22 protein-coding genes are annotated in these 26372 nt (G+C 65.3%); 10 read left to right on the top strand and 12 right to left on the bottom strand.

The window, feature by feature from the left end:
- The first annotated feature begins 2 nt into the window (after positions 1–2).
- From WG208_RS10370 to WG208_RS10350, 5 genes are all read left to right on the top strand, one after another.
- Positions 3–1643, top strand: coding sequence for an AMP-binding protein (locus tag WG208_RS10370; RefSeq protein WP_337171280.1), 1641 nt, complete (start codon positions 3–5; stop codon positions 1641–1643).
- The gene (locus tag WG208_RS10365) at positions 1643–2128 is read left to right on the top strand and encodes a thioesterase family protein (RefSeq protein WP_337171279.1); all 486 of its coding nucleotides are present in this window, start codon (positions 1643–1645) and stop codon (positions 2126–2128) included. Before WG208_RS10370 ends, WG208_RS10365 begins: the two co-directional genes overlap by 1 nt.
- Positions 2128–2568 carry a RidA family protein gene (locus WG208_RS10360; protein WP_345786986.1) on the top strand — a complete coding sequence of 147 codons (441 nt, stop codon included), beginning with the start codon at positions 2128–2130 and terminating at the stop codon, positions 2566–2568. The genes WG208_RS10365 and WG208_RS10360 overlap by 1 nt, the downstream gene beginning before the upstream one ends.
- Positions 2569–2660: 92 nt before the next feature.
- Positions 2661–3938, top strand: a complete 1278-nt coding sequence (locus WG208_RS10355; RefSeq protein ID WP_337171277.1) for a hypothetical protein — start codon at positions 2661–2663, stop codon at positions 3936–3938.
- An 80-nt stretch (positions 3939–4018) separates the two neighbouring features.
- Positions 4019–4564: a cysteine hydrolase family protein gene (locus tag WG208_RS10350; protein WP_337171276.1), complete on the top strand. Its 546-nt coding sequence runs from the start codon at positions 4019–4021 to the stop codon at positions 4562–4564.
- Here WG208_RS10350 and WG208_RS10345 read toward each other — a convergent pair.
- Positions 4551–6779, bottom strand: coding sequence for an ATP-binding protein (locus tag WG208_RS10345; protein ID WP_337171275.1), 2229 nt, complete (start codon positions 6777–6779; stop codon positions 4551–4553). The genes WG208_RS10350 and WG208_RS10345 overlap by 14 nt on opposite strands.
- A gap of 136 nt (positions 6780–6915) precedes the next feature.
- Here WG208_RS10345 and WG208_RS10340 point away from each other — a divergent pair, with 136 nt between their 5' ends.
- A complete protein-coding gene (locus WG208_RS10340; RefSeq protein WP_337171274.1) occupies positions 6916–7383 on the top strand; it encodes a 3-hydroxyacyl-ACP dehydratase FabZ family protein in 468 nt (155 codons plus the stop codon).
- Positions 7384–7400: 17 nt separating this feature from the next.
- Here WG208_RS10340 and proC read toward each other — a convergent pair whose 3' ends face one another.
- The 8 genes from proC to WG208_RS10300 form a co-directional block, all read right to left on the bottom strand.
- Positions 7401–8198, bottom strand: a complete 798-nt coding sequence (gene proC, locus WG208_RS10335) for a pyrroline-5-carboxylate reductase (protein WP_337171273.1) — start codon at positions 8196–8198, stop codon at positions 7401–7403.
- A 4-nt stretch (positions 8199–8202) separates the two neighbouring features.
- Complete coding sequence (locus tag WG208_RS10330; RefSeq protein ID WP_337171272.1) at positions 8203–9474, bottom strand: glutamate-5-semialdehyde dehydrogenase; 1272 nt, start codon at positions 9472–9474, stop codon at positions 8203–8205.
- Between the two features lie 2 nt (positions 9475–9476).
- Positions 9477–10307, bottom strand: coding sequence for a glutamate 5-kinase (gene proB / locus WG208_RS10325; RefSeq protein ID WP_337171271.1), 831 nt, complete (start codon positions 10305–10307; stop codon positions 9477–9479).
- 91 nt (positions 10308–10398) lie between these two features.
- Positions 10399–11679, bottom strand: coding sequence for an ABC transporter permease (locus WG208_RS10320; RefSeq protein ID WP_337171270.1), 1281 nt, complete (start codon positions 11677–11679; stop codon positions 10399–10401).
- Positions 11676–12422, bottom strand: coding sequence for a LytTR family DNA-binding domain-containing protein (locus WG208_RS10315; protein WP_337171269.1), 747 nt, complete (start codon positions 12420–12422; stop codon positions 11676–11678). The genes WG208_RS10320 and WG208_RS10315 overlap by 4 nt, the downstream gene beginning before the upstream one ends.
- Positions 12403–13611, bottom strand: a complete 1209-nt coding sequence (locus WG208_RS10310) for a sensor histidine kinase (protein WP_337171268.1) — start codon at positions 13609–13611, stop codon at positions 12403–12405. The genes WG208_RS10315 and WG208_RS10310 overlap by 20 nt, the downstream gene beginning before the upstream one ends.
- Positions 13612–13657: 46 nt before the next feature.
- Complete coding sequence (locus tag WG208_RS10305; protein ID WP_337171267.1) at positions 13658–14029, bottom strand: metalloregulator ArsR/SmtB family transcription factor; 372 nt, start codon at positions 14027–14029, stop codon at positions 13658–13660.
- A gap of 51 nt (positions 14030–14080) precedes the next feature.
- The gene (locus WG208_RS10300; RefSeq protein ID WP_337171266.1) at positions 14081–15295 is read right to left on the bottom strand and encodes an MFS transporter; all 1215 of its coding nucleotides are present in this window, start codon (positions 15293–15295) and stop codon (positions 14081–14083) included.
- Positions 15296–15312: 17 nt separating this feature from the next.
- Here WG208_RS10300 and WG208_RS10295 point away from each other — a divergent pair, with 17 nt between their 5' ends.
- Positions 15313–16515: an LssY C-terminal domain-containing protein gene (locus WG208_RS10295; RefSeq protein WP_337171265.1), complete on the top strand. Its 1203-nt coding sequence runs from the start codon at positions 15313–15315 to the stop codon at positions 16513–16515.
- A 36-nt stretch (positions 16516–16551) separates the two neighbouring features.
- On the opposite strand, the gene WG208_RS10290 is transcribed toward WG208_RS10295, so the two are convergent.
- Positions 16552–17967: a carboxypeptidase-like regulatory domain-containing protein gene (locus tag WG208_RS10290; protein ID WP_337171264.1), complete on the bottom strand. Its 1416-nt coding sequence runs from the start codon at positions 17965–17967 to the stop codon at positions 16552–16554.
- 249 nt (positions 17968–18216) lie between these two features.
- Between WG208_RS10290 and WG208_RS10285 the strand changes: the two genes are divergently transcribed.
- A complete protein-coding gene (locus tag WG208_RS10285) occupies positions 18217–19137 on the top strand; it encodes a hypothetical protein (RefSeq protein WP_337171263.1) in 921 nt (306 codons plus the stop codon).
- Between the two features lie 362 nt (positions 19138–19499).
- Here WG208_RS10285 and WG208_RS10280 read toward each other — a convergent pair whose 3' ends face one another.
- Together WG208_RS10280 and WG208_RS10275 are read right to left on the bottom strand one after the other, a co-directional pair.
- A complete protein-coding gene (locus tag WG208_RS10280; RefSeq protein WP_337171262.1) occupies positions 19500–21506 on the bottom strand; it encodes a methyl-accepting chemotaxis protein in 2007 nt (668 codons plus the stop codon).
- Between the two features lie 33 nt (positions 21507–21539).
- Positions 21540–22979 carry an alginate export family protein gene (locus WG208_RS10275; protein WP_337171261.1) on the bottom strand — a complete coding sequence of 480 codons (1440 nt, stop codon included), beginning with the start codon at positions 22977–22979 and terminating at the stop codon, positions 21540–21542.
- Between the two features lie 165 nt (positions 22980–23144).
- Here WG208_RS10275 and WG208_RS10270 point away from each other — a divergent pair, with 165 nt between their 5' ends.
- Together WG208_RS10270 and WG208_RS10265 are read left to right on the top strand one after the other, a co-directional pair.
- Positions 23145–23696, top strand: a complete 552-nt coding sequence (locus tag WG208_RS10270) for an SRPBCC family protein (RefSeq protein ID WP_337171260.1) — start codon at positions 23145–23147, stop codon at positions 23694–23696.
- A gap of 292 nt (positions 23697–23988) precedes the next feature.
- Positions 23989–25995 carry a methyl-accepting chemotaxis protein gene (locus WG208_RS10265; protein ID WP_337171259.1) on the top strand — a complete coding sequence of 669 codons (2007 nt, stop codon included), beginning with the start codon at positions 23989–23991 and terminating at the stop codon, positions 25993–25995.
- Positions 25996–26372: the final 377 nt, after the last annotated feature.

The following is a 26372-nucleotide window of genomic DNA, read 5'->3' as shown; positions in this document are numbered from 1 at the left end:
CCATGCCCAGCGCTCACGTCGACACCTTCGCCCGCGATCATCTGCCGCCGGTGGCCGAGCAGCCCGAGTTCCTGTTCGAGCGTCCGGAGTTGCAGTTTCCGCCACAACTCAACTGCGCCCGCGAACTGCTCGATCTGAACGTAGAGGCCGGCTTTGGCGACCGACCGTGCCTGATCGCGCCGGGAATGAGCTGGACGTATCGGGAACTGCAGCAGCATGTCGACCGGATCGCGCATGTGCTGGTGCAGGAGATGGGCGTCGTACCCGGCAACCGGGTGCTGCTCCGTGGCGCGAATCATCCGATGCTCGTGGCCTGCTGGTTCGCGGTCATGAAAGTGGGCGGCATCGCGGTGACCACCATGCCGATGCTGCGCGCCAAGGAACTCAGTACGATGATCGCCATCGCGCAGGTCACGCATGCGCTGTGTGATGGTGCGTTGCTGGAGGAGCTGACGGCGGCGCAGCAGATCGCTCCCGAACTGCGTGAGGTGCGGTGTTATCACGCGGTCGATGCGCAGGGGCTCGAAGCCGCGATGGCCCGCTACGATGGCCCTTTCACGTGTGTGGATACGGCGGGCGACGACACCTGTGTGCTGGCGTTCACGTCGGGCACGACCGGCATCCCGAAAGCCACGATGCACTATCACCGCGATGTGATGGCCATCTGTGCCGGCTTTCCACGACACATCCTCCGGGCGTCGGCCGACGACGTGTTCATGGGCAGTCCGCCGCTGGCGTTCACGTTCGGGCTGGGGGGATTGGTGCTCTTCCCCATGTCCATCGGTGCATCGACGGTGCTGCTGGAAAAGGCGTCGCCTCCGCACCTGCTGGAAGGCCTCCGGCAATTCGGTGCGACGGTGTTGTTCACGGCGCCCACCTCGTACCGGGCCATGGCCGCGCAGCGCGAGGCGCTGGTTCACACCACGTTGCGCAAGTGCGTCTCGGCGGGCGAAGCGCTGCCGCCGGCCACGCGGGCGCTGTGGCGGGAAGTGACCGGCATCGAACTCATCGACGGGATCGGCGCCACGGAATTGCTGCACATCTTCATCTCCGCGGACGAATCGGAAGCCCGCCCCGGCGCCACGGGGAAGCCGGTGCCGGGTTACCGCGCCGAAGTGGTGGACGACGACGGACGTCCCGTGCCGGTGGGCGTGGTGGGCAAGCTGCGGGTGAAGGGGCCCACGGGATGCCGGTATCTGCGCGACGAGCGACAGCGCAGCTACGTGAAAGACGGCTGGAACTACACGGGCGATGCGTATTCGATGGACGCCGATGGGTATTTCCACTACCACGCGCGCACCGACGACATCATCATCTCGTCGGGATACAACATCGCCGGTCCGGAAGTGGAGAACGTGTTGCTCCAGCATCCCGCCGTGGCCGAGTGCGGCGTGACCGGCGTTCCCGATGAAGAACGCGGGCAGTTGGTGAAAGCCTACGTCGTGCTGCGTCCGGGATATGAAGCGGACGAACACATGGTCAAGGCGCTCCAGGATTTCGTGAAGCAGTCGGTAGCGCCGTACAAGTATCCGCGCGCGGTGCGTTTCGTGACGCAGTTGCCGCGTACCAGTACGGGGAAGCTGCAACGCTTCCGTCTGCGCGAACTCGATCTTCGCGAACTCGATGCGAACGGGGGGAACTGATGGACACTCCCCCGGTGTCGTCTGTGGCGCATGCGCCGCGCGCGCGGTTCGAGAAGACGATGCGGGTCCCGTTCAGTGCCTGCGATCCCGCCGGCATCATGTTCTTCGTGCAGTACCACATCCTGTTCCAGAATCTCACCGACGAGTGGATCACCGACGGGCTGGGCATCTCCTACGCCGATCTGCTGGGGCCGCGGGGGGTGGGGCTTCCCACGGTGCGCCTGGAGACGGATTTCACGGCTCCGAGCCGCATGGGCGATCTGATCACGCTCGGTCTCGAGGTGGAGCTTCTGGGGCCGCGATCACTGACACTGATCATGACCGTGCGCGGCGCCGGTGATGCCGGCGATGCGCGCGATATCGGCGCTGTGCGTGTCGCGGCGCGTCAGGTGATCGTGTGCACCAGTCTCGAGACCCATCGTTCCACGCCGTTTCCCGCCGATCTGCGGGCGGCCATTGAATCCTTTCAGACCCGTGTGTCATGATGCACTCCACGAATACGCCGATTCTGCCCGCGGGCTGGGCCCGTCCGCGGGGGTATGCCAATGGGGTATCCGCCCGCGGACGCACGATCCACATCGCCGGCATGATCGGCTGGGACGGCGCCGGGGTGTTCCACAGCGACGACTTCGCCGAGCAGACGAGGCAGGCGCTGGCCAATATCGTCGCGGTGCTGCGCGCCGCCGATGCGGAGCCCCGGCATCTCGTGCGGCTGACCTGGTATGTCGTGGACCGGGATGAGTACCGCGCGGCCCTGCCGGCGGTGGGGGCGGCTTTTCGTGAGCTCATCGGGCACTACGATATTGCGATGACCGCGGTGCAGGTCGCGGCCCTGATGGAGGATCGGGCGCGGGTCGAAATCGAGGCGACGGCGGTGGTGCCGGATGTCGATTTTCGGGTCGAAGCCCGGGGGACATCCGTATAATACGGGATATACTCTCTCGGGTTTGTGGGTAGCTTTCGGACGCCGCGTTTCAACTGCCGTGGCGGCGCCTCCTGCAGCTCAACCCGAAGATCGTGAAGACCTTTCCGTACTCCCGCGCCATGGCGCGCTTCGTGCCGTTCGCCGGCATCGCCGCGACTGCCGCTTTGACAGCTTGCGGCAACGACCTTCCTCTCGGTATCGACGAGAACCAGCCCAAGACCGAGTGCACCACGGACATCACGGCGGCCAACGGCGACTCGTTCGTCGAGCTCTGCACGGTGGCCTCGGCGGTCCGGCATGTCCGCATCGAAAACGCGAAGGCGGCGGCCACGCATGCGTCGGCGCAGTTGCTGTTCGGGTTCGCGTCGACCCCCACGGTGACGTCGGGCGCGGTCGGTGCCGATCAGTTCCGCGTACTGCTGTACGGCGGTGGCACGCCGGCGCCGTCGCCCGTGCTGCAGGCCACCTGGGGCAGCGTGGATGCCAGCATCGACGAAAACGCGACCTACATCAACAGCGGCGCCACCATCTGTTTCGACATTCACGATGGGTCGGCCACGGCAGGGCCGCAGTTCGTCATCTGGGTGAGTGGGCAGCGGGGCGCCAACTGCAGTGATCGCTCCACGCTGACTATCGCGACGGCCATGGGCGCGCGCTCCTACTGGCGCGGCACCACGGGCACCGTCAACAAGGCGCTCAAGAACTATTTCCGTCAGTCGGCGGGATCGGGCGCCACGCCCAAAATCACGCTGTCCACGACGCCGGTGCTCGATGCGGCGGCGATCACGGCGGCCGGGAGCTGCACCGCGGCCTGGACGAACAACACGGATTGGCAGTCGATGTGCACGCCGTCGGGCGGCACGGCGCGTCACGTGCGGATCGACGGTATCCAGGCCACGGCCAACAACAGCTACTTCTATGCCGTGATCGGACAGGATGCCAGCCCGACCGGCAACCCGGCGGCCAGCGCTGGCAAGATGATCATCACCGGCGGTCGTTCGAGCTCGGGACTTTCCTGGACCTGGTTCCGTTTCGGCGCGTCGGGAACGACGACGCAGTTCAACTATGCCACCGACGCCAACGCCGCACTCTACACGGCGGGTTCCACGTCGATCTGCTTCGACATCGGCAGCACCAGCACGGGCACGGCGCGCATGGTCTTCTGGGCCACCGGTGCCAAGGGCGCCGATTGTGCCAATCGCTCCACGCTGCGTCTGGACCGGGCGCTGTATGACAGCTCCACGGACACCGCCACAGGCTCGATGTGGAATGCCGCGTTCATCACGAACAAGCTGAATTTCATCAAGACGAACAATTCGACCATCACCCTCGGCAACGTCACGCTGTCCGCCGAACCCGCGGCGCTCTGAGCGACGACCCCGATTCGTGGTAGATTGAACGAAGGCGTCCGATCGGTGATCGGACGCCTTCGTCCTTTTCCGGAGTGTGTGTGCGCCGTCAGGCCCTTCTCGTCATCGATGTGCAGCGCGCGTTGTGTGAGGGCCCGGAGGCGGCGTTCGAAGCCGATGCCGTTATTGCGCGCATCGACCGGCTGGCCGCGCAGGCCCGCCAGACCGGATGCCCCGTGATTTTCGTACAGCATCAGGGGCGCGATGGATATCTGGAATATGGCACCGAAGGATGGGCGCTCCCGCCGGCACTGCACACGGCGGAGGGCGATCATTTCGTGGGGAAGACCACACCCGATGCCTTCAACGGCACCACACTGCCGGCGCTGTTGTCGTCACTGGACGTGCACGAACTGGTGATCTGCGGCATGCACACCGAATTCTGCGTGGATACGACGGTGCGGCGCGCATTGGCCCACGGGTATCCGGTGGTGCTCGCCGGAGACGCCCATACATCGAATGGCAACGTCCATCTCTCGCCCGCCCAGGTGATTGCGCATCACAACATCACCCTCGGTAACGTGACCAGCTTCGGTCCGCGCGTGCGCATCGTCGACGCCGCGGGTATCACCTTCAGCGCGACCTGAGCACGTCCTCGGTGGTGTAGAGCGCGCGCAGCATGGCATCGAGCAGCGCGGCCGATGTGAAGGGTTTTTCGATGAATGGCCGCCGGATGTTGTCGTCTCCATGTTCGTGCAGTTCGGCGTCGGTGTAGCCGGACATCAGCAGCACCGGCATGGCCGGCCAGCGCTTGCCGATCAGCGCGGCGAGTTCGATGCCGTTCATCCCCGGCATCATCACGTCCGACAATACCAGACGGATCTGCGCATGCTGCTGCTCGAGCAGGGCAAGCGCTTTGCGTCCATCGGCCGCCTGTACCGTGTCGAACCCGTGCCGTTCGAGCAGACGTCTGGCCACTTCGCGGGTGGCGGGATCGTCCTCGACGAGCAATACGGTCCCGCTCTCCTCCAATACGGGAGAGACCGGCGTGCGAGCGATGGGGTCGGCGGTGCCGGCGACTTCCGGGAAATAGAGTTTGAACGTGGTTCCCTTGCCCGGTTCGCTGTACACCCAGATGGTGCCGCCGAGCTGCGTGACGATGCCGTGTACGCCGGCAAGGCCCAGACCCGTGCCTTTGCCCACGGGCTTGGTGGTGAAAAACGGTTCGAAGATCCGCGCGACCGTTTCGCGATCCATCCCGATGCCGGTGTCGACCACGGTGAGACACACATGTTTCCGGGAGCGTGCCACCACGTTCCCGGACGGTTCGCCGGATTCATCGAGTTCCGCCACGGTGGTGCGGAACGTCAGACGTCCGCCGCGTGGCATCGCATCGGACGCGTTCACCGTGAGGTTCATCAGCACCTGTTCGATCTGCCCCGGGTCGGCGAGCACCGTTCCGATGCGATCGTCGAGTTCCAGGCGGAACTCCACATGCGATGGCAGCACCCGCTGCAGCAGGCGATGCGCATTGCGGATGACTTCATTGAGATCGAGTCGCAGGGGCTGCAGGATCTGTCGACGGCTGAAGGCGAGCAACTGGCGGGTGAGTTGCGCCGCATGGGCCGTGGCGTGCATGATCTCGTCCATGTCCCGCGCGAGCGGGCTGTCGGGCGCGAGTTCGCCGCGCACGATCTCACTGTAGTTGCCCACCACGGTGAGCATGTTGTTGAAATCGTGCGCGATGCCACCGGCGAGGCGGCCGACCGCCTCCAGCTTCTGCGACTGCATGAGCTGGGACTCGAGTTGCGCCTGCTTCTCGGCGCGTTGCGACATGAGACGGAACGATTCCTCGAGGCGCTGCAATTCGTCGAGTCCGCGGCCCGTCGCGAGGGGAGCGGGAGACAGATCCGCGTTCACATGATCAAAATCGTGGGCGAGCGTGACGATGCGATTCGCAATCCGCCGGCTGAAGAGCCAGGCAAAGAGCGCCCCCAGCATCGCCACGAAGATCGTGATGGGAACCATGCGCCCCACGAACGTGTGCAGTGGGGCGAGAATCCGGTCTTCGCCGAGTTCGAGCCAGACCACCAGCGGCGATCCGCTGATGGCATGCGCGATGCCGATGAACGGACGTCCACCGGGGCTGGTCAGCGAGAGAATGGAATCGGTGCGCACCGGTACGGATGGTGGCCGGGCCACACCTTCGAAATCCGTCCAGATTCCCGAATCCGGCTGTCCCATGAGCATGGCGCTGACGCCTATGAGACCACGCACGGCATCGACGCCGCGGGCCCGCACCTGCCGTGTCTCGATGACGTATCCGATGAGACTCTCGCCATCGGCGCGGGCGTGCACGGGTGCGATGATCTCGTAATGCACCGCACCGCCGGCATCGAGCAGCGGACTGAAACGGACACTGGTGGGTGAACGTTTGTGTTGCGCCGTGGAGTCGCTGTCGAACCACGAGGGAACCGAAGCCACCTCGGGCGCCCGTGCGACAAAACGTTCGACGCCCTCGCGATCGACCATTCGCAATTGCAGGCGGGCGGAATCGTTGTCCGCGAGCAATCCGGACGCGATACGATCGACGGACACCCGGTCGGTTCCCGTACGCAGGTAGGCACGGACGACCCCGTTGTTGGCCACGGCGAGTGTCTGGGCCGAGGCGGCGGCGTAGCTGTTCGACAGGGCGGTCGCCAGCAGGCTGGAGTTCGAGCGCAGACGGGCACCGGCGCTGTCTCGCAACACGGTGGCAAAATGCCGATACGCCGCCCAGACGAGCAGCACGCTCGTGGCGAGTACGATCCCCGTGATCAGCAGCGGGAACCTGAGGGCGATCGAAATCGGGCGACGTCGCATTCTGCAATCGGTGGGGCAGAGCGAGGGGAGCTTGTACGATATACTACGAGGACGGATGATTCGAGTGATACATGCCCGAGCATCAAAGAGGCCCTGCCGGCCGTTCCCGCTTCCCTCAACAGATGGCGGAGCAATCATGAGCGTGATGAACCCGCTGGAACTCCTGCCACACCGATACCCCTTTCTGCTGCTCGACCGTATCGATGAAGTGCGCCCAGGTCACCATGCGCTGGGGAGCAAGCTCGTCACGGGATCGGAGTGGAGCACGATCGGCATGCGGGCGGACATGACGTCGGCATCACCACGACGGGCCATGCCCCACATGCTCATCGTGGAGTCGCTGGCCCAGCTCACGGCGGCGGTGCTGGTCGGTCTGATGGAAGACGGCGGCGATGCCATCGGTTACTTCATGGGCATCGACCGGAGTCGTTTTCGCGGTGAGGCGCGGCCGGGCGATGTGCTGGCCCTGCGTGTGGATCTGCTGCAGTTCCGCCGCGGCATCTGCCGCACGCGCGGGATCGCCATGATCGATGGCCGCCGCATCGTGCAGGCCGATCTCACGACCGTATTGCGTCCCGCACCGCGTCCCGCGCCGAAGTCCTGATTGCCGACCGCCGAGTATCAGCCGACGCGCAGGCTCTTGCTGCGTTCGGTGGCGGCGAGCACGCCCTTGATGAGAGTCACGCGCAGCTTGCCGTCTTCGAGCGCCATGAGACCATCGATCGTGCAGCCGGCGGGTGTGGTCACCTCGTCCTTGAGTGCCGCGGGGTGCACCCCACGTTCGAGCACCATGCGAGAGGCGCCGGCCAGGGTCTGCGCGGCAAGCAGCGTTGCCGTTTCCCGGGACAGTCCGATCTTCACGCCGGCTTCGCTCAGCGATTCGATGATGAGATAGACATAGGCGGGCCCGCAGCCACTGAGGCCTGTCACGCCGTCCATCAGGGACTCCTCGACCACCGCGGTGCGGCCGAGTGGTCCGAAGATGCGTTCTGCCGCTTCGAGCTGCTGCGGACGCACCCCCACGCCGGCGCTGAAGACCGTCATCCCTTCACCCACGAGGCAGGGCGTATTGGGCATCGCGCGGATCACGGTGGCTTTGCCTCCCGACCATTCGGTGAGCTGCTGCGTGGTGATGGATGCGCAGATGGAGAGCAGGAGCTGATCGGCGGTCAGCACCGGGGCGATCTCGCGCAGTACACGCTCGGCCTGATGCGGCTTCACGCAGAGCAACACGATCTCGGCGTTCCGTGCGGCGTCGGCGTTGTCGGTGCCGCATGGGATCCCGACCCGTTCACGCACTTCCGCCGCGCTCTCTTCGGTGCGCGTCGACCCACGCAACGTGGCTTCGACGCCGTAGCGGGCAAGTCCCTGCGCCACGGCCTCACCCATCTTGCCCATGCCCACGATCCCGATCTTCATCGCCTCAACTCCGTATCTGTCCGGTTCCATCCATGAGCCAGCGAACGCTGGTGAGCTCGCGCAGTCCGACCGGACCACGAACATGCAACTTCTGCGTGCTGATTCCCAACTCTCCGCCCAGGCCCAGCTCGAACCCGTCGGTGAACCGCGTGGACGCATTCCAGTAGACCGCGGCCGCGTCGATGTCCTGCTGAAAACGCTGCGCGGTTTCCGCCGATGCGGTGACGATGGACTCGGAGTGCCGGGAACCGTGCGCCTCGATGTGCGCCAGTGCCTCGTCGAGCGAATCCACCACACGGCAGTTGAGCACGAGGCTCAGATGCTCCGTATCCCAGCTCTCGTCATTCGCTGCCGCCACCTGGTCGGGTGATGCAGTCAGCAGGGCGAGCGAACGGGCACATCCCAGCCAACGCACCTGCGGCATGCGCTGTTGCAGCATGGGCAGCAGCGTAGCCGCGACGCGTTCATGCACCAGCAGCGTCTCCATGGCATTGCACACGCCCGGACGCTGCGTCTTGGCGTTCAGCACGATGGCCGCGGCCATGTCGAGATCGGCGTCCTCGTGCACGTATACGTGACACAGGCCACGATCGTTCTTGATGACCGGAATGCTCGAGGTGCGTGAGACGTAGTCGATGAGCGCATCACCGCCCCGGGGCACCACCACGTCGATGAAGTGTTTCTGGGCGAGCAGGTACTCCACGATGCGCCGATCGGGATCGGCAATGCCCCACAGACAGGCCGCGCCCACGCCGGCCGCCGCGAGTGCTTCGCCGAGCAGGTCGTAGAGGACGGCCGTGGTGCGGGCGGATTCCTTGCCGCCCCGCAAGATCATCGTGTTGCCGGCTTTGAAGCCCAGCGAGAACGCTTCGACGGCCACGTTGGGGCGCGACTCGAAGATCATGAGAATCACGCCCAGCGGCGAGCGCACACGGCGCACCCGAAGTCCGTTGGCGAGTGTATGCTGGTCGACCACTTCCCCCACCGGATCGGGGAGCGCCGCCACCTGCCGGAGGCTCGTGGCCATGTGCGCGATGCGGGCCGGTGTGAGCAGGAGCCGGTCGCGAAACGCCGTATCCGCCGAAGCGGGCAGGGCATCGAGATCCAGCTGGTTGGCCGCGAGAATGGGGTCCACGCGTGCATCCAGCAGGTCGGCGGCGCGCAGAAGGACATCGTTGCGGGTAGCCGCATCGGTGGCCCGCAACCGCCGCGCCGCGCCGCGAAGGGCGACGAGCCGGTCGTGCATCGCGTCCGGTGTCGTCATGGTCATGGCCATGGTCACTTCTCTCCCCGCCGGCGTCTGGCGGCGATCCGTGTGCCGATGTCGGCATCGCTGGCAACCTGCAGCAGGACCGCCGGGACATCCCCCTGCACGAGCCACGTCTCCACGCCGTGATCGGCGGCGAGCTGCGCGGCGCTCAGCTTGGAATACATGCCGCCCGTGCCGCGTGAGGAGCCGCCACCCTTGTCGGTGCTGTCGATCAGTGCGGTCGTGACCTGCTCGAGACGGGGCACCCGCGCCGCCTGCGGGTTCTTGCGCGGGTCGCTGTCGTACAGACCGGCCACGTCGGTGAGAATGAGCAGTCGCTCGGCTCTGGTCACCCACGCCACGCGGGCCGACAGGCTGTCGTTGTCGCCGAACTTGATCTCTTCGGTGGCGACGGCGTCGTTCTCGTTGAGAACGGGGGTGATGCCCCACGTCAGCAACTGCTCGACGGTATTCTGGAAATTGCGCCGGCGTTGGTCGTCGGCGATGTCGTCGTAGGTGAGCAGGATCTGCGCGCCCATCAGGCCCGTGGCATTGAGCGCGAGGTTGTAGAGATCCATGACCATCGGCTGCCCGATGGCACTGAGCGCCTGTTTCTCCGACAGCGTGCGGTTCTTCTTTCTGGCCGACGGGACCCGATCGGCGGCCGAGGCGATGGCCCCGGACGTCACCCAGATCACTTCGATGCCGTGTTCCCGCCGCAGGTGCGCGACCTGCTGCATCCAGGCCCGCAGCAACAGCGGACCACCGCTGCAGACCATGTTGCTGCCCGCCTTCACGACCCAGCGCCGCATGGGCCGGGCGCCCGCCGTATCCTTCGTATCCGTGTGCGACTTGCTCATATGCCGCAATCTGGAGGGACGGCGGGGAGGTACCAAGGCGGGGCGCGCGGGTCCCGTCGCCCGACATGGGGGCCGTGGGACCGCCCCGCGACTATTCGTGACGAATGGCGTCGATGGGGCTCAGACGTCCGGCACGGCGTGCGGGATAGGTCCCGAAGACCACCCCGATGGTCACCGCGGCGGCGGCGGCCACCAGCACCGTACCCGGGGTCAGTATGAAGGTCATGTGCTCGGCCCCGAACCATCGCCGGATGCCCACGAGCGTGCCGGCGCTGATCACCGCCCCCAGCAGCACGCCCGCCGTGCTGCCGAAACAGGACACCGCCACGGCCTCGGTGAGGAACTGCCACTGGATGTCGCGCGACCGGGCGCCGATGGCTTTGCTGATGCCGATCTCCCGCGTTCGCTCGGTCACACTGGCCAGCATGATGTTCATGATGCCGATGCCGCCCACCAGCAGGGAGATTCCGGCGAGCACGCCAAGAAACACTTTCATGATCGCGAGCCCCTGGGTGGCCTGATCCAGCATGCCTTCCCGCGTCGATATCCGGACCGACGTCTCCCAGCCGCGATAGCGTGTGGCCAGCCAGTCTTCCACATCGCGCTTCACCCGTTGCACGTCTTCCACGGAGGTCGCCTTGAGCAGCAACGTGGGGGTACGCAGTGACGTCGTGCCACTCAGCAGCGTGGCTGCCGCCGCGAAGGGCACGGTGGCCGCGTAACCGCGTTCGCCTTTGTTCAGGGCCAGGATGCCGATGACTTCCATGGGGATGCCGTGTACCCGCACGAACGCGCCCAGCATGGAATGCACGCCGCGCTCCGCCGCGAGTTCCTCGGCCAGCAGGTACGAGAGCACGATGACCGGCGCATTGCGTGAGGCTTCCGTGCCCGTGAAGAATCGACCGGAGAGCAGTCTGGGTGACGAGATCTTTTCGACGCCGGCCGTGGATGCCGTGATGTTCACCTGGCGTTGATTGCCGGTACGGGGATAGGTCACACGTGCCGATCCGGCAAGCATCATCCCGGCCCCGGTCAATGGCGTGATCCCGCTCTGGATGTCGTCGAGATCACGCAACGTGAACACCGGGTAGTTGCGCACGGGCGTGGCGACGCCCTGCACCATCACCTGGGTCTGCGCCTGAATGGCGACATTCTGCAGATCTGTGGTGCGGGACACTTCACCGCGGACGAACCGCTGCATGGCGTCACTCAACGACAAGACGGACACCAGCGCGCCGACGCCGATGATGACACCCAGCGTGGAGAGCATGGTGCGCAGTGGATTCTCACGAAGAGAACCGATTCCCACTATTGCCGCGGACAGGACATTGGAGAGGCCCGGGACATGCGTGCCACGGGGCGTGACCGTCATCGTGGAGCACCGTATGGCGGCGTGCCGTATGGCGGCGTGCCGTGTCCGATGAGCGCGTAGAAACGATCGCGATACGTGGCCGACACGGGGATCAGTCTGTTGCGGATGCTGATGCGATCGCGTTCGATGGTGTCGATCTTGTCGAGTGCCACCATGAACGATTTGTGCACACGGCAGATGCGATCGGCGGGCAGACGCGTCTCCAGATCGGCCAGTGTTTCGGACGTCGTGAGACGTTTCTGCGTGGTGTGAATCTGCCGATAGTCCCCGTCGCCTTCGATGTAGAGCACATCGGCCAGTCGTACCCGTTCGAGCCGGAACTCGGTGCGCACGAAGATGAACCCACGGGCCGCCGAGGCGTGCAGCGCAGGGCGTTGAGGGGATGTGACGGCCGGCATCAGCGACTGCGCCCGCTCCACCGCCTGAACAAAACGCTGGAACGTGAACGGTTTGAGCAGATAGTCGGTGACCTTGAGTTCGTATCCCTTGAGCGCAAACTCGGGGTGGGCCGTGGTGAGGACGACCTGACTGTTCACCATCAGCGTTTCCAGCAATTCGATGCCCGACATCCCGCCCAGGCTGATGTCGAGGAACAGCAGGTCGACCGGATTGCTCAGCAGCCAGGACAGCGCGTCGTCGGCGTTGTCGAAGCTGCCGACGAGCCGAAGGAATGGCAGACGCTGGATGTAGTCCGTGAGTCGATCGGCCGCGAGCGGCTCGTCCTCAACGATGAGACAGCGCATGGAGAGCGTAGTCGGAGGAGGATGCGGGCGCGGAAGCCAGTTGCACCGAGAGGTGCACGGAGTACACGGCGTCGCGATCGTCGGTCCGGAGCGTGTAACGCGACGGATACAGCAGATCGAGACGGCGACGGATCAGGTCATTCCCCAGCCCGCCGATGAGGGCCGGGCGCGCGTCCGTGATGTCGTCACGACGTTGCGGGTCGTAGCGATTCGCGCAGGTGAACGTGAGCGCGTCGCTGTCGATCGCGATGTCCACCACGATGGAGCCCGGGGTGCGCTGGCCCGACGCGTGTTTGAAGGCGTTCTCGACGAACGGCACCAGCAGCATGGGGGCAATGAGACTGCCCTTCCGGTTGCCGCGCACGGCGTACGTCACGGTGTCCGGATTGCGCAGGCGCAACTGCTGCAACGCGATGTACTTGTCGAGGAACGTCAGTTCGGCATCGAGCGGCACGAGATCCGCACGGGAGTCGTACAACACGAAACGCAGCAGTTCGGACAACCGGGTCAGATAGATCGAAGCCGTCTCGGGCGCCCGGCCGATGAGGGTGTCGATGTTGTTGAGCGTGTTGAAGAGGAAATGCGGATCGAGGGTGGCCCGGGTCAGCGCGACTTCCACTTCGGTCGTGCGACGACGGAGGGCGTCTTTTTCGGCGAAATCGTCATACCATCCCACGAAGCCACGCATGATGGTGGCAATGGTCATGTGAATGGTGGCGAGTCCACCGGTTGCGATGAGGAAGGGCATCGCGCGAAGGGCGGAGATGTGTATCGACGATGCGTCGATGATCCGCGCGGGAATGCCGATCAGACTCACCGCGGACGCCGTCAGGGCCCCCAGCATACCACCCGCCAGAAACGCGCCAAAGCGCCGTGTGGCGAGAAAACGGGGCGCGAGAATGCCGTAGGCGATGTAGAACGCCACGGCATTCGGGATGACGAGCTGGAAGGTGAGACGCGAGCGGAAGAGCAGGCCGAAGAGGTCTGTCGGTGCCCGGCCCGGGGCCGTCCGGACCTGCGCCTGCAGCAGCGCGAAGATCAGCGCCAGCAGCAGCAGGTACATCCCCCAGTATCCGAGATGCAGCAGGATCACGACTCCCCGGGACATCGGCGCCAGTGGCGCTTCGGCACCGGGCTTGCCGCCGCTGGTCGATCGCGTTTTCAGGACAGAAAGCAGAGGGAGTCGCATGGGCGGACGATACAGCCCCTACGACGTGGCTTCCAAACGGATTCGGTCACCCGCGGACTTCGCTCGGCGAATGCGGTGGATCGTTCGGTGAACGGGCAGGGGATTCATCGAGCAGCGCTCCCAGGCGATCGAATCGCTGCTCCCAGTGCTGCCGCCGCTCGGCGATCCACTGCTCCAATGCCCGGAACGCCTCCGGCTCGAGCTGGCAGGTCCGCACACGTCCCACTTTCCGGGTGCGCACGATACCCGCCCGTTCGAGCACCTGTACATGCTGCAGCACGGCCGCGAGCGAGATGCGCAGCGGGCTGGCCAATTCGCTGACAGCCGCCGGACCGACACTCAATCGTTCGGTGATGGCCCGGCGTGAGGGGTCCGCGATGGCGTGCAGGAGTTGATCGAGATCCGGATGTTGAAGCATTTACTTGAGTATTGCACGAGCCAGGGGCCCGATCAAGTCAGGGCTGTTCAATCAGGGCTGTTCAACCGGCGCTCCCGCCTGGATGAGGGTGCGATCGTTCATCACCCAGAGCAGCTGCGCGCCCATCGCGATGCCGGTCACGATGAGCAGCACCTCGATGCGCACGAACTCCGACATCGGACCGAAGACGAGCATGCCGAGTGGCATCATGGCCGTCTGCAGCATCGTGAAGATCGAGAACACGCGGCCGAGGAAATCGGGTTCGACATGTTCCTGCAGCAGGACCGTGGCGCCGGTGTTGTAGAGCGGCAAGGCGATGCCGAAGATCCCCATGGGCACGAGGTACGCCCAGAAATTGGGCATGACACCCAGCAGGGCGGTACACACCGCCATGATGGCCGAGGCGAGGACCATGGTGTGGATGCGGTTGGTGAAGCCGCCCCACCAGGCCATGAAGGCGCCGCCCGACATCATGCCGACGGAAAACGCCATTTCGATGGCGGTGAGCCGCCAGACCTCGGAACCGAACGTGCGGACCACCTGCAATGGCGTGAGGAATGCCGCCGGCGCGACGAGCACGAGCAGCACCGCCACGAAGCTGAAATACGGCACGAGGAACCGATGCGTGCGGATGTAGGAAAACCCCTGCCGCATGTCGTCGAAATACGAAACCATCTGCGGCTGTCCGGCCTTTTCATGCGGCGGCACATGCAGAAAGAACGCCAGCAACGCGATGGCCACGGCCGCGGTCGAGACGTCGAGCAGGAAGATGTATTCCAGGGGCCAGACGGTCATGAGCAGGCCCGCCAGCACGGGCGCGCCGAAGAATGTCGCCGACTGGATGGTGCTCTGGATGCCGTTGACCCGCGCGAGCTGATCCGCCGGCACGAACTGCGGCAGCAGCGCACCGACCGCCGGTTGCTGAATGGCTTGCCCCACGGCCCGCACGGCGGCGGTGATCATGACGAGCCAGAGGACGTTCTGCCCCGAATGGGCGGCCAGTGCGAGCAATAGCGTGACCACCGCAATGCCACCATCGGAAAGGATGGTGAGCCGTTTGCGATCCATGCGATCGGCCCACACGCCGGCAAAGGGCGAGACGATGAACGCCGGGACGAAGCCGCACAGAATGTAGACGGTCATCAGCCAGCCCGACTTCGTGGCCAGCGTCACATGCCACATGAGTGCATACTGCACGAGGGCCGTTCCGAAAAGCGAAAGCGCCTGGCTGCCGAGAAAGAGAGCGGTCTTCTGTTTCCACGTCATTGTGCGAACATATCATCATGCCTACCATCACGCGCGCCCTCCTGTCTCTGCTGCTCCTCGCGCCCGGCGTTCCGTTGTTCGCGCAGACCATTCCCGTGACGGCGCGCATTCCGGTACGTACACTCGATTCGATAGGGGCACACGAATCGTTTCGCGGAAGAAAGATCCGGGCCATGGTGATGGCCCCGGTGATGCAGGAGGGGCGTGTCATCGTGGCGCCACGCACGATGCTGGAGGGCGTCATCGACGAGACGGGAACGGAGCACCTGGCCGGAGCACGCCACTTCGTGCATGTGCGCTTCACGTCGCTGAAGAGCACGAATGCCCAGGTCGCCATCGATGGCGTGCTGACGGCCGTGGACAACGCGCGGGAATCGGTGGACGACGGGGGACGCGTGCTCGGACCGCCGCTCAGGAGTCTGGTGCGATCCCGGGCCGACTGGGCGTCATTGCTGCTGGGATCCATCGATCCCGTGGCCGGCGCGTTGCTCTTCTCCGCCTTCCGGGGGGAAGCGGAGGAGCGGCATCGACGGGTCGTCTTCGTGCCGGGCACCGACATGACGGTGCGTCTGCGTGTCGCCGCGCCATTGCCGATGTGGCCCGACGACAACACACCGGCGGCGCTCGCGCCCGATCAGACGCAACGTGACCTGTTCCTTGCCCTGCCCGCGCGCGGTCTCACGGCCGGTGGACGTGGGCCCGGCGATTTCGTGAATATCGTGCTCCTCGGAACGCAGGCTCAGGTACAACGGGCTTTCATCGCCGCCGGCTGGGATGTGCCGGATCGCATGTCCACGCGGGCGGATTTCGACACGTTCATCAAGGCCGCCGCGGCGGAGGGGTATCAGCATCAACCAGTATCCGCACAGACGATGTTCGGGCGCGATCCGGATCTCGCGTTTCAGCGTGTCACCGACACGTTTGCCAAACGGCATCATGTGCGTCTCTGGCAAACCAACGTGCAGTGGGCCGGTACACCGGTGTGGGTGGCCGCCGCGACCCACGATATCGGGGTGCTCGTCTCGAAGGAACATCGCGGTTTCACGCACCGCGTGGAGGACGCCATCGATCTCGAGCGCGACAAGATCGTCGACGATCTGTGGACCATGCAGCAGATCGACCAGCTCGGCTACCTCGATCGCACTCCCGCGCCACCCCCAGCGGAACGGGGCGCGTTCCAGTCGGATTGGCGCGTGGCGATCGTGAAGCTTCGGCCCTGACGCCGGGTGGTGTCCGTCTGACGGAGGATCACGCCGTCACCGGCGCGTCCACAACACGATGCTGCCACAGCCGCTCAGTCCGGTCTGGAACTGCGGCGGAGTCTGACCGGGACGATAGATCTCGACGCCGAGCAGTTGCTGGGGGCTGAGCATCGCGTCGAGATCGGAACTGCCCAGATTGTGCATGATGGAACCGTTGAGCACGATGGTAGGGATGCAACGCACGCCGGCGCCGCTGCGCATGAGGACGATGGGTTCGGTGCCCAGAATCTCGAGCTGACCGGCACTGGTCATCGGTCCGAGATCGATGTCGCCCGGCTGCGGATACTCGAGGTACACTCCCGGCAGATTGCGGAAGATCTCGCTGGTGACACGTGCGGTGCGGACGACGATATCGTTGCCGGTGAGGAACGTGCCGGCCGTGCTGCGCCGACGGTCGAGAAAGCCCTCGGTCAGAAGCGGATTGGCGCTGGCGCGGATCTTCATCGTGTCGAGCACCGACTTGAACGTCACGAGGGATACGGTCTGCAATGGGGCGTCATCCACCACGTCGACCATACGGCGCTCGGGGTAATAGCCCACCGCGCGGACTTCGAGTGTGCGGGTGCCCCGTGGCAGATCGCCCAGCGTCCATTCTCCCCGGGCATTGGTGCGTGTCTGCGGGCCGTTCACCAATCCCACCTGTGCACCGACCAGTGGCTGTCCCCCGGCCAGTCCTTCCATCTTGCCCACCACCATGCCACGCAGCGTGCCGTCGCCGGTGTACATGATCCGTGTCATCGGGCGCAGCGAATCCCTGCGCGCGGCGGAATCGACCCGTGTTTCATTCACGGTGATGGCCCGTGCGGCTCCCAGGGACAACTCCTGTCGCAGAACGCCGGACGCCGGCACCTGCAGTTCGACGACGTCGGTGCTATCGGCTCCCCGGTATGCCTGCACTTGAATCGTGCCCGGACTGGGCACCTGACACAGCGCGAACCAGCCGTTGTCCTGCATCCGTGCGATGCGCCTGATGGTGCGCGCGTGGGTGCCGCCTTTGCCCAGGGCCAGTTCGAGCCACGAAACCGTGACGGTGACTCCCGTGAGCGCTTCGCGGGTCCTGGCATCTCGGACGAATCCCAGCAGGACCGCATTGCCTTCCGTCGTGCTGGGTCGGCCACATAACGCCAGACGGAATGCGGGTGCCGCGGGTATCGACAGCCCCACGGTCACCGGCCGTTGTCCACTGATCTGCACACCGCGCAACGGTGCTTCGATACCGAGAGAATCGAGCACCGGATGAAAGAAGCCGAGGGTGTACCGGCCATCGGGGATACTGTCGAACACGAACTGGCCGTCGGGATCCGTGACCATCAACCGGCCGAACGATCCGGTTCCGTCGGCCGCGACCAGTTGCACCTGCGCATTGCCGAGCGGGCTGCCGGCCAGGCTGTCGAAAACGATGCCGCGCACGGTCGCGGTCTGCGCGGAGGCGGATCGGGCGGGAACGGATTGCGCCGGAACGGATTGCGCGGGAACGGATTGCGCCTGAGCCGTCGCAGCGACGCAGCACAGTGCGGCGATGCTCAGTCGGATGGACCGACGCGATATCCGGAGACGGAAAGAAACCATGGCATTGCCCACGACGAAGGAAGTCTTCAACGTATGCACATCTCCGTGGACCGCCAGCGTTTTCCGTCAGGTTTCCGGCATGCTCCCGTCATGGTGCTGATTCTCCTCCTGTTTCCGTTGCTCCTGCTCGGCTCGGCGGTCGAAGCGCAGAGCGCGCCGTCATCGGTGCCACCGGCGGCTCAGAATCCTTCTCCCATGGTGGAGTCCACGCGACTCCATGCGCGTCTGGCGCCCAGAGAACTCGGGGGGCACCGCCGGACCTTCCCGGGTCCTGGGGGACGGCCGGTCGAGGTGTGGGTGAGCCCGCGCACGAAATCACGCGAGACCTACCCGCTGGTGATTCACTTTCACGGCGCCTCCTGGCTGGCCGACCAGGCTGTCGCATCGCTGGGGGATGGCACGGTGTCAGCGGTGCTCAATCTGGGTGCCGGTTCCGGGATCTACGATCGTTCCTTCGTGGATGTGACCGTGTTCGACTCGCTGCTCGCCGGCATCGATCGGGAAGTGTCGCAGGTGCTGGGCCGGCCGATGCATGCCGCCCGCATCACTCTTTCCGGTTTTTCCGCCGGACACGGGGCCATCCGGCGCATCCTGCGCGAGCCCCGTCATCTGGCGCGCGTGCATGCGGTTCTCCTGCTGGACGGCATGCACACTTCGTATGTCCCGGAAGGTCAGGCACTCGCCGTGGGAGGAGGTTTCGACAGCACGAATCTGACGGCCTTTGCCGAATTCGCCCGCCTGGCCATGCGTGGTGACAAGCGGTTCCTCGTGACACACACCGAGATCTTTCCGGGCACGTTCGCGAGCACCACGGAAACAGCCGATTGGTTGCTGCAGACGCTGGGCTTGCAGCGAAAGGCCGTTTTGCGATGGGGGCCGCGGGGCGTGCAGCAGCTCAGCGAAGTGCGCGCGGGTCGGTTCGTGGTGCGGGGGTTCGCCGGCAACAGCGCGCCGGACCATACCGACCAGTATCACGGCATGCCGGAATACCTGCGCGCGTTGCTCGAGTGAGCGGCGTTTGCCGGATCACGGCGCGGCTGGCGGCCAGTATCGGGTGATTCACTGGCCGCCAGGGGCGCCCTGCGGGCGCGATACCCGCAGGATGAACGGCTGGATACCTGCAGGATATTTCCGTACGTGGGCAGGCGATGATGCGTGCCGGACGGATGAGGTGTGAGGATTGAACAACGGTGTGGTACACACACGCCTGCGGGCACCCGGCCAGCGAGGCCCGTGGCGCGCACGAGAGCCAGACGACGTCAGTGCTCAGATCTCTGATCTCGTTGTTGTCTGATCTCTCATCGTTCGATCGCCGTCTCAGTTCTGACCTGCTGATCTCTGATCTCTGGGATCTGAGATCAGAGACCCAGAGCTCAAGCGCTGCGTCGCAGTCCTGCCGTGATCCGCAGCGCCTGCTTGCGGGATCCCACCGCTCCCGTCAGCGTGAACTCGTTGACGAGGCCGTTCATCGTCGTCGCCTGTCCCGCGAGTTCCTCGGCGGCACTCGCCGATTCCTCGGCGTTGGCAGCCACCTGCTGCGTGACCCCGTTCATGAGCTCGACCGCACGCCCGATCGCACCGATCCCGTCGCGCTGCTGCTGACTGGCGGAGGCCACGTCGGCCATGACGACCCCCATGCGGCTCACCCGTTGATCGATGTCCGTCAACTGTTCGAGTACGGCGGCGTTGAGATCGACCCCTTCGTTGGCGGTGATCACGGCCTGTTCGATGAGGGTGGCCGTCTGCCGCGCCGCTTCGGCACTGCGAAGGGCGAGACTGCGCACTTCCTCGGCCACCACGGCGAAGCCCCGGCCGGCGTCCCCGGCACGCGCCGCTTCCACGGCGGCGTTGAGTGCCAGCAGGTTGGTCTGGAACGCGATCTCGTCGATCGTCCGCACGATACGCGCCGTGCTGTCGCTCGACTGCTTGATGCGCAGGATCGCATCGGAGAGACGCCGCATCTCCGCGACGCCCCGTCCGGAACTCTGCTGCGCCTGCGTGCTCAGTTCGCGCGCCTCGGCGGCATGTTCCGCATTGCGGTGCGTCATCGAACCCACTTCCTGCAGTCCGGACGCCACTTCTTCGAGCGAGGCCGCCTGTTCCGAGGCACCGCGTGCCAGTCCCTGGCTGCCATCGGCGATCTGCTGGGCCGCGCCATGCACCTGGTCGGCAGACGCCGCGACTTCGGAGAGGGTGCGGTCGAGGGCTTCGGCGGCCGTGTTGAGCGCACGGGCGAGGACGGCGTGATCGCCATGCCAGTCGGTGCTCATGCGCGCCGACAGATCACGCGCCGCGAGGCGTTCGAGGATGGCACGTGCCTCGTTCACCGGTGCCAGCAGGTTGTCGAGGATGGCATTGAGTCCTCCGATCAGATCCCGGAACGCGCCGTGGAACGACGCGATGCGGGCACGGTCACCCAGCCGGCCCTCGATGGCGGCCGTCGTCAGACCGCGGGTCTCGACCTCGAGCGCCACCAGCGTCTCCTTGAGACGGGACATCGCCGTGCCGAGCACATCGCGCTCACCCCGCACCGTGACGGTGACCGAGACATCACCCGCCGCCAGACGATGCGCCACCTCCGCGAGATCCGCGTCGGCCAGGGCCATGCGCTGCATGGCGCGTGCGAGATCGGCCACCTCGTCCCGCGACGTCTGATCGTCGAACGTCACGGCGCAGTCGCCCTCGGCGAGCTGATTGGCCACGCCGGTGAGCTGTGCGAGAGGATGGGTGATGCTGAGATAGATCCGACGTGCGACCACCAGACCCAGGACGAGTGCCGTGAGACAGAGTCCGAGGATGAGCCAGATGCCACGCACGGCCTGCGTTTCCGCGGTCCGACCTTCGATGGCGAGCGCCTGGTTCTGCGTGGCGATCAGCGAATCGATCCCTTCGATGTACGATCGCAGCGACGGGAGCACGGACGATGTCAGCAACTGCTCGGCGTGTTCGGTGTTGCCCGCCTTGCGAATCGCCGCGGCGGAATCGAACGCCGCGGCGTGAACGGCGCGCAGCGTCTTGATCCGTACGAGCTGGCGCACCATGGTGGTGTCGCCGCGCAGTGAATCGGTGGCGATCGAATCCAGCACCACATAGGCACGGTTGATGCGCTCCCGCGAACTCGCGACGCCGGCGCTGGATTGCTCCACGAGCGCCGGCGACGTGGCCGCGAACAGGGCCAGCTTGAAGCGCGCCGCTTCATTCACGGCATCGATGAGGGCATTGGCGGCGAGCCCCTTGATGGCCACTTCCCGGGTGGCGATATCGACGGTGCGGCGAAGCGCCTGCACCCGTATCGTGGCGATCGTGCCCACCACGCCCAGCAACATCAACAACAATCCGAAGCCGACGATCAATCGGGTACGAACGGTCCAGCGACGCATGAGGATCTCTATGTGAAGACGAGCGGAATGCACTCAGAATGAAAACGTCGTGCCCACGAAGCCCCACCGCTCCGTGCGTGCACCACCGGACGTTTCCCGCAGGAATCCGCCCGGCATCACGAGGGCGCCCCCAAAAATGAGGCGCCAGTGATTGGTGGCCTTCCACGTGCCGGTGAGATCGACCTCATCGGCCGCATGGCGGGTCCGTGAACCTCCCGCCGCACGGAAGACCGTGTTCTGCTTGGTGTAGACTCCGTCGTCGAGGCGCAGCCGGTCGAACCGGTAGGCGGCCCCGCGGAGGTTCACCGGAGCGACCGGATCCCAGGTGATGATTGCATGCAGCTCCCGGACATTGGGACGACCGATGACATCGGCGTAGCCGCCATGTGCATGCGCGGCCGGGTACAGCACGGAAAACGCTTCGATCCGATCCGGTGTGCCGGGGCGTTCTCCACTGGCTTCTTCGACGCCGAGCGCCAGGGCCGGCTTGCCCCGGAAACGTTTCCATTGCCATTGTCCCTCCGTGATCCAGAACCAACCATCGACGACATCGGTGCCGACACGTCCACTCTGCCGCGCGCCTTCGAATTCGACGGTGCGTCCATGGGCAGCATCGGCGCCGGCTCCCCACTGCCACTGCAGGCGGCCGCCACTCGTGATACGGCGCGTGAGCGGCGCCGACGGGGCAGTGCGGATGCGCTGTTCATACCGGTAGGCCTGCCAGACCGCGGGAAGACCACGCGCGGCCGGGCGTGCACCGGAGGCACTGCCGATCGACAGGGTCTGCAGCCGCGCGGTGCGATCCGGACGGTTCGCGTCGGTCTGCCGCACGATCACGGGACGCACGTCGACGGCTTCGAATGCGAGTGCGCCATGGACGAGTTGCAGGCGCGCGCCCTGCGAACCGCGGCGTGTGTTCGACCAGTCGGGCACGCCGATCAGACGTTCGCGGTTGAGTGCGATCTCCTGACGACCGACCCGCACGAAGGACTTTCCGAATCCGGCGTCGACGTAGAGGTTCTGGATGTCGTGCCGATCGGCATCGGAAGGACGCGCGCCACCTGGCAGGGAGCGGCCGTAGCTCTGCGCATCACGTCCTTCGGCAAAGACGCGGCCATACCAGCGCCTGACGTTGCCGGCCACGAGATCGGCGCTGAGCATCAGGCGAGACTGTCCGTTGTCGTCGTCGAGCGGACCGACGTTGAAGGCGCGGAAGAACTCCTCACGCCAGCGTGCCTGTCCGGCAACGGAGAGGCGAACCGGAAGCCGTCCGGCCACCGGAATATTCTTGAGGCGTTCGTCCCAACGGGCGGCATGCGGGGGTACCGCCGGCGCTTGCACGGGTGGGACGGGGGTCTCGATCGATCGGGCGGACACTGCTGCCGGCGCTTGGGAAGACTGTGCCAGCGCCGGCACTGCCACGACGAACAACAGAGCGCACGACCACCGGACCAGGGCGAAACGAGTCGACATGGTTCAGGGCAGAGTGCTTGGATCGGACACTGGGTGTGGTGTCCTCATGGTTCAGTATCGGGATCCGCGAAGAAAGGTTGAGTGCTAAGTTTGGGACCTCGAAGTGATTCCGTGTTCTCAGTTCGAGAGCGCGAGCGTCCACCACGATCCCCTTCCGGAGTAGGCATGCTTCGCAAACTGCTGCTCGTGGTCCTGTTGTTGGTGGTGATTCTCGTCGGTTACGCCAGCACGAAGCCCGACACCTTCGCCGTGGAACGCAGCATCGATATTGCAGCCGCACCCGAACGTGTGCACGCGCAGATCAACGACTTCCACGCATGGGAGGCCTGGTCACCCTGGGCACGTCTGGACACGACGATGACGGTGACCTACTCGGGAGCGGCCTCGGGGCCCGGCGCGGTCTACGAGTGGAAGGGCAATTCGACGGTGGGGGCGGGGCGCATGGAGATCATCTCTTCCACACCGGGCACGTCGGTGGACATCAAACTCGACTTCCTCGAGCCCATCGAAGGACACAATATCACGACCTTCACCTTGACGCCGGCGAACGGCGGCACACGTGTGCGCTGGCTCATGGAAGGCGAGGCCACGCTGCTGACCAAACTGATGTTGGTGTTCACGAGCATGGACCGGATGATCGGTCCGGATTTCGAGCGTGGGTTGCAGCAGCTCAAGGCCGTTTCCGAAAGCTCCGCGACCGGCGCAACCACACCGTAGTCGCGCGGAATCGATCGTGAGATGTGAGTCGGATGTGATCGAATGTGATCGAATGTGATCGAATGTGATCACTCGCAGCCATCAAGGTCCGCAGCCATCAACCGCCATCAACCGTTCCGTGACAAAATGTAAGGGATTCGCGGTGCAGTCCCCGCGTTCCTGACCGATACTCGTCAGGCAATGCAGGCATCTCCGACGAAGAGATGCCTGCAGGGGGTCGCGGGATCCCGGTTCGATCGATGCTGGTCCTTCCTCCCGGCGGCCCTGGTATGACATCCGTGGGAGTGTTTTGATGCGCTGGTTTTCCAACCTGCCGATCGGCCGCAAGCTGACCATCGGTTTTGGTGTTCTTGCGATGCTGTTGGCGGTGGTGGGGTATGAAGGGGTCCATGCGGCACGGTCCATCAACGGGTTGATGGGAGAGATGCAGAGCCGGCATGCGTTGCCGGTGTTGAGTCTGAAGGAAGCGAATGTGCAGGTGGTCCAGATTTCCCGGGCGGTCCGGAATGCGCTGCTCGACGGGGATGCGGTGGCGATTGCGCGGCGGGCCGCCGAAATCCGTGTCTACGATTCGACGTTCCTGGCGGAGTTCGAGACCTATCGGGCGCAGATCGTGCGCGACGAACAGAAGGCGCAGGCGGCCCGATTGCTGGAGCGATACCGGACATTGCGTCCGCAGCAGGACGCGATCGTGGCGCTGGCGCTGGAAGGCAGGATCGACGAAGGACGGGCCCGACTGGGTGGCATCCGGGCGCAGGCCGATTCGATCGAGATCGGACTCGATTCCCTGCAGAAGTCGAAGCTGGAACTGATGCGGGCCACGGTCGATTCCAGCGCCGTCACGGCTACCCGCTCGATCCGGAACCTGCTGATCCTGGCCGGTCTGGCGCTGGTGGTCGCCGGCATTGCCGCGGCGGGCATCACGCGACCGATCGTGGGGGCGCTCACGCGGCTGCGTGTGGTGGCCGAACACCTGGCTGTCGGAGATACAGAGCAGCAGATCCATGTCGAGAGCCGGGACGAGACCGGGCAACTCGCCGCGTCCATGCAACGCATGGTGGAAGCGCAGCAGGCGCTGGCCGGAGCCGCCGCGGCGATCAGCAGTGGCGACATGTCGGCGGAGGTGAGGGCGCGCAGCGACAAGGACACGCTGGGGCTGGCGTTCGTCGCCCTGCGGAGCACGATTCAGCGCATCGTCGGTGAGACGGATACTCTCGTCGGCGCCGCGCGCAATGGCACGCTGTCGCAGCGTGGGGAACCGACCAGGTTCCAGGGGGCGTACCGGGATCTGGTGCACGGCATCAACGAACTGCTCGACGCGGTCGTGTCGCCCATCAACGAAGCCTCGCAGGTGTTGTCGCGGGTCGCCGACCGGGATCTCCGCGCGCGTGTGACCGGCACGTACGCCGGCGATTTCGAGCAGATCAAGACCTCGATCAACGTGGCGGCGTCCACACTCGATGACGCCATGGTGCAGGTGCAGGCCGCGGCGCATCAGGTCTCGTCGGCCGGCGAACAGATCGCCACCGGCAGCCAGGGATTGGCGCAGGGATCATCCGAGCAGGCGGCCTCGCTGGAAGAAGTGGCGAGCAGTCTGCAGGAGATGGCGGCCGGTGCCACACAGGCCGCCGCGGCCGCGCGGGCCGCACGTGGCACGGCGGAAACGACCCGCAATCGTGTCACGCAGGGCCAGGCCAGCATGGAGCGTCTCTCCCAGGCCATCGAGCAGATCAAACATTCCAGCGATCAGACCGCCAGAATCGTGAAAACGATCGACGAGATCGCGTTCCAGACCAACCTGCTGGCGCTCAACGCCGCCGTCGAAGCGGCACGGGCGGGGGATGCGGGTCGGGGGTTTGCGGTGGTGGCCGAAGAGGTGCGCAGTCTCGCCATCCGCAGCGCGGAAGCGGCGCGCACCACGGCGGCGCTCATCGAAGAGTCGGTGATGACTGCCAGCCAGGGCGTCGCCTACAACGCGGAAGTGGTCGAGCGTCTCGCGGAGATCAATCAGGATGTCGATCGGGTCAACGATCTGGTGGGCAGTCTGAGCACGACGAGCGAGCAGCAGGCCGACGCGGTGCACCAGATCAATCGTGCCGTCGATCAGCTCAATGCCGTCACGCAGCAGGTCGCCGCGAGCGCCGAGGAGTCGGCCAGTGCGTCCGAAGAGCTGGCCGGTCAGGCGCTGACTTTGAATGATCTGGTGGGCAGCTTCCAGCTGTCGTCGGGTGGACAGACGGTGCGCGGAAGCAGTGCGCGGCGGATGACGGAACTTCGTCCGTTGCGTCAGGCGAGCTGACGGGCGCCGCGGTCGAAACCGCCTGGTCGAAACGGTGCAGTCCGTGTAAGGGATTGTCCGATGGCGTGCCTCCCCGGATCATCGCATGTTGGCGATGCAGAGTGAGGGCGATGCCTCCACAGCGCTGCGGCAGACCGGGGATCGATCCCGGTTCCTCGCGGTCTATCCGGAGGCGTAGTGCAACGACGTTGTGTGCATCGACCCGCTGCAACATTCCACCACAGTGTGGAACGCGCCGTCGTCAGGGTCTGCAGTCCCTGACGATCGGGTGTCGACGTGGACTCAGAGGGCCGCATTGTGCTCTCGCGACCATGTCGCTACGAACCTCCACGGACGACACAGGGAAGCGCCGGGCAATTGTCCGGCGCTTCTCGCAT

It is taken from the genome of Gemmatimonas aurantiaca, assembly GCF_037190085.1.
Classification (GTDB): Bacteria; Gemmatimonadota; Gemmatimonadetes; order Gemmatimonadales; family Gemmatimonadaceae; genus Gemmatimonas; species Gemmatimonas aurantiaca_A.
Note: the sequence above shows the minus strand (reverse complement) of the source record. Positions and strands in the feature narration are given on the sequence as shown.

Excerpts from the sequence above, each read along its gene's own strand:
- WG208_RS10370 (WP_337171280.1), top strand. The coding sequence starts at position 3 with ATGCCCAGCGCTCACGTCGACACCTTCGCCCGCGATCATCTGCCGCCG.
- WG208_RS10365 (WP_337171279.1), top strand. The coding sequence starts at position 1,643 with ATGGACACTCCCCCGGTGTCGTCTGTGGCGCATGCGCCGCGCGCGCGG.
- WG208_RS10360 (WP_345786986.1), top strand. The coding sequence starts at position 2,128 with ATGCACTCCACGAATACGCCGATTCTGCCCGCGGGCTGGGCCCGTCCG.
- WG208_RS10345 (WP_337171275.1), bottom strand. The coding sequence starts at position 6,779 with ATGCGACGTCGCCCGATTTCGATCGCCCTCAGGTTCCCGCTGCTGATC.
- WG208_RS10340 (WP_337171274.1), top strand. The coding sequence starts at position 6,916 with ATGAGCGTGATGAACCCGCTGGAACTCCTGCCACACCGATACCCCTTT.
- proC (WP_337171273.1), bottom strand. The coding sequence starts at position 8,198 with ATGAAGATCGGGATCGTGGGCATGGGCAAGATGGGTGAGGCCGTGGCG.
- WG208_RS10330 (WP_337171272.1), bottom strand. The coding sequence starts at position 9,474 with ATGGCCATGACCATGACGACACCGGACGCGATGCACGACCGGCTCGTC.
- proB (WP_337171271.1), bottom strand. The coding sequence starts at position 10,307 with ATGAGCAAGTCGCACACGGATACGAAGGATACGGCGGGCGCCCGGCCC.
- WG208_RS10320 (WP_337171270.1), bottom strand. The coding sequence starts at position 11,679 with ATGACGGTCACGCCCCGTGGCACGCATGTCCCGGGCCTCTCCAATGTC.
- WG208_RS10315 (WP_337171269.1), bottom strand. The coding sequence starts at position 12,422 with ATGCGCTGTCTCATCGTTGAGGACGAGCCGCTCGCGGCCGATCGACTC.
- WG208_RS10310 (WP_337171268.1), bottom strand. The coding sequence starts at position 13,611 with ATGCGACTCCCTCTGCTTTCTGTCCTGAAAACGCGATCGACCAGCGGC.
- WG208_RS10305 (WP_337171267.1), bottom strand. The coding sequence starts at position 14,029 with ATGCTTCAACATCCGGATCTCGATCAACTCCTGCACGCCATCGCGGAC.
- WG208_RS10300 (WP_337171266.1), bottom strand. The coding sequence starts at position 15,295 with ATGACGTGGAAACAGAAGACCGCTCTCTTTCTCGGCAGCCAGGCGCTT.
- WG208_RS10295 (WP_337171265.1), top strand. The coding sequence starts at position 15,313 with ATGCCTACCATCACGCGCGCCCTCCTGTCTCTGCTGCTCCTCGCGCCC.
- WG208_RS10285 (WP_337171263.1), top strand. The coding sequence starts at position 18,217 with ATGGTGCTGATTCTCCTCCTGTTTCCGTTGCTCCTGCTCGGCTCGGCG.
- WG208_RS10280 (WP_337171262.1), bottom strand. The coding sequence starts at position 21,506 with ATGCGTCGCTGGACCGTTCGTACCCGATTGATCGTCGGCTTCGGATTG.
- WG208_RS10275 (WP_337171261.1), bottom strand. The coding sequence starts at position 22,979 with ATGTCGACTCGTTTCGCCCTGGTCCGGTGGTCGTGCGCTCTGTTGTTC.
- WG208_RS10270 (WP_337171260.1), top strand. The coding sequence starts at position 23,145 with ATGCTTCGCAAACTGCTGCTCGTGGTCCTGTTGTTGGTGGTGATTCTC.
- WG208_RS10265 (WP_337171259.1), top strand. The coding sequence starts at position 23,989 with ATGCGCTGGTTTTCCAACCTGCCGATCGGCCGCAAGCTGACCATCGGT.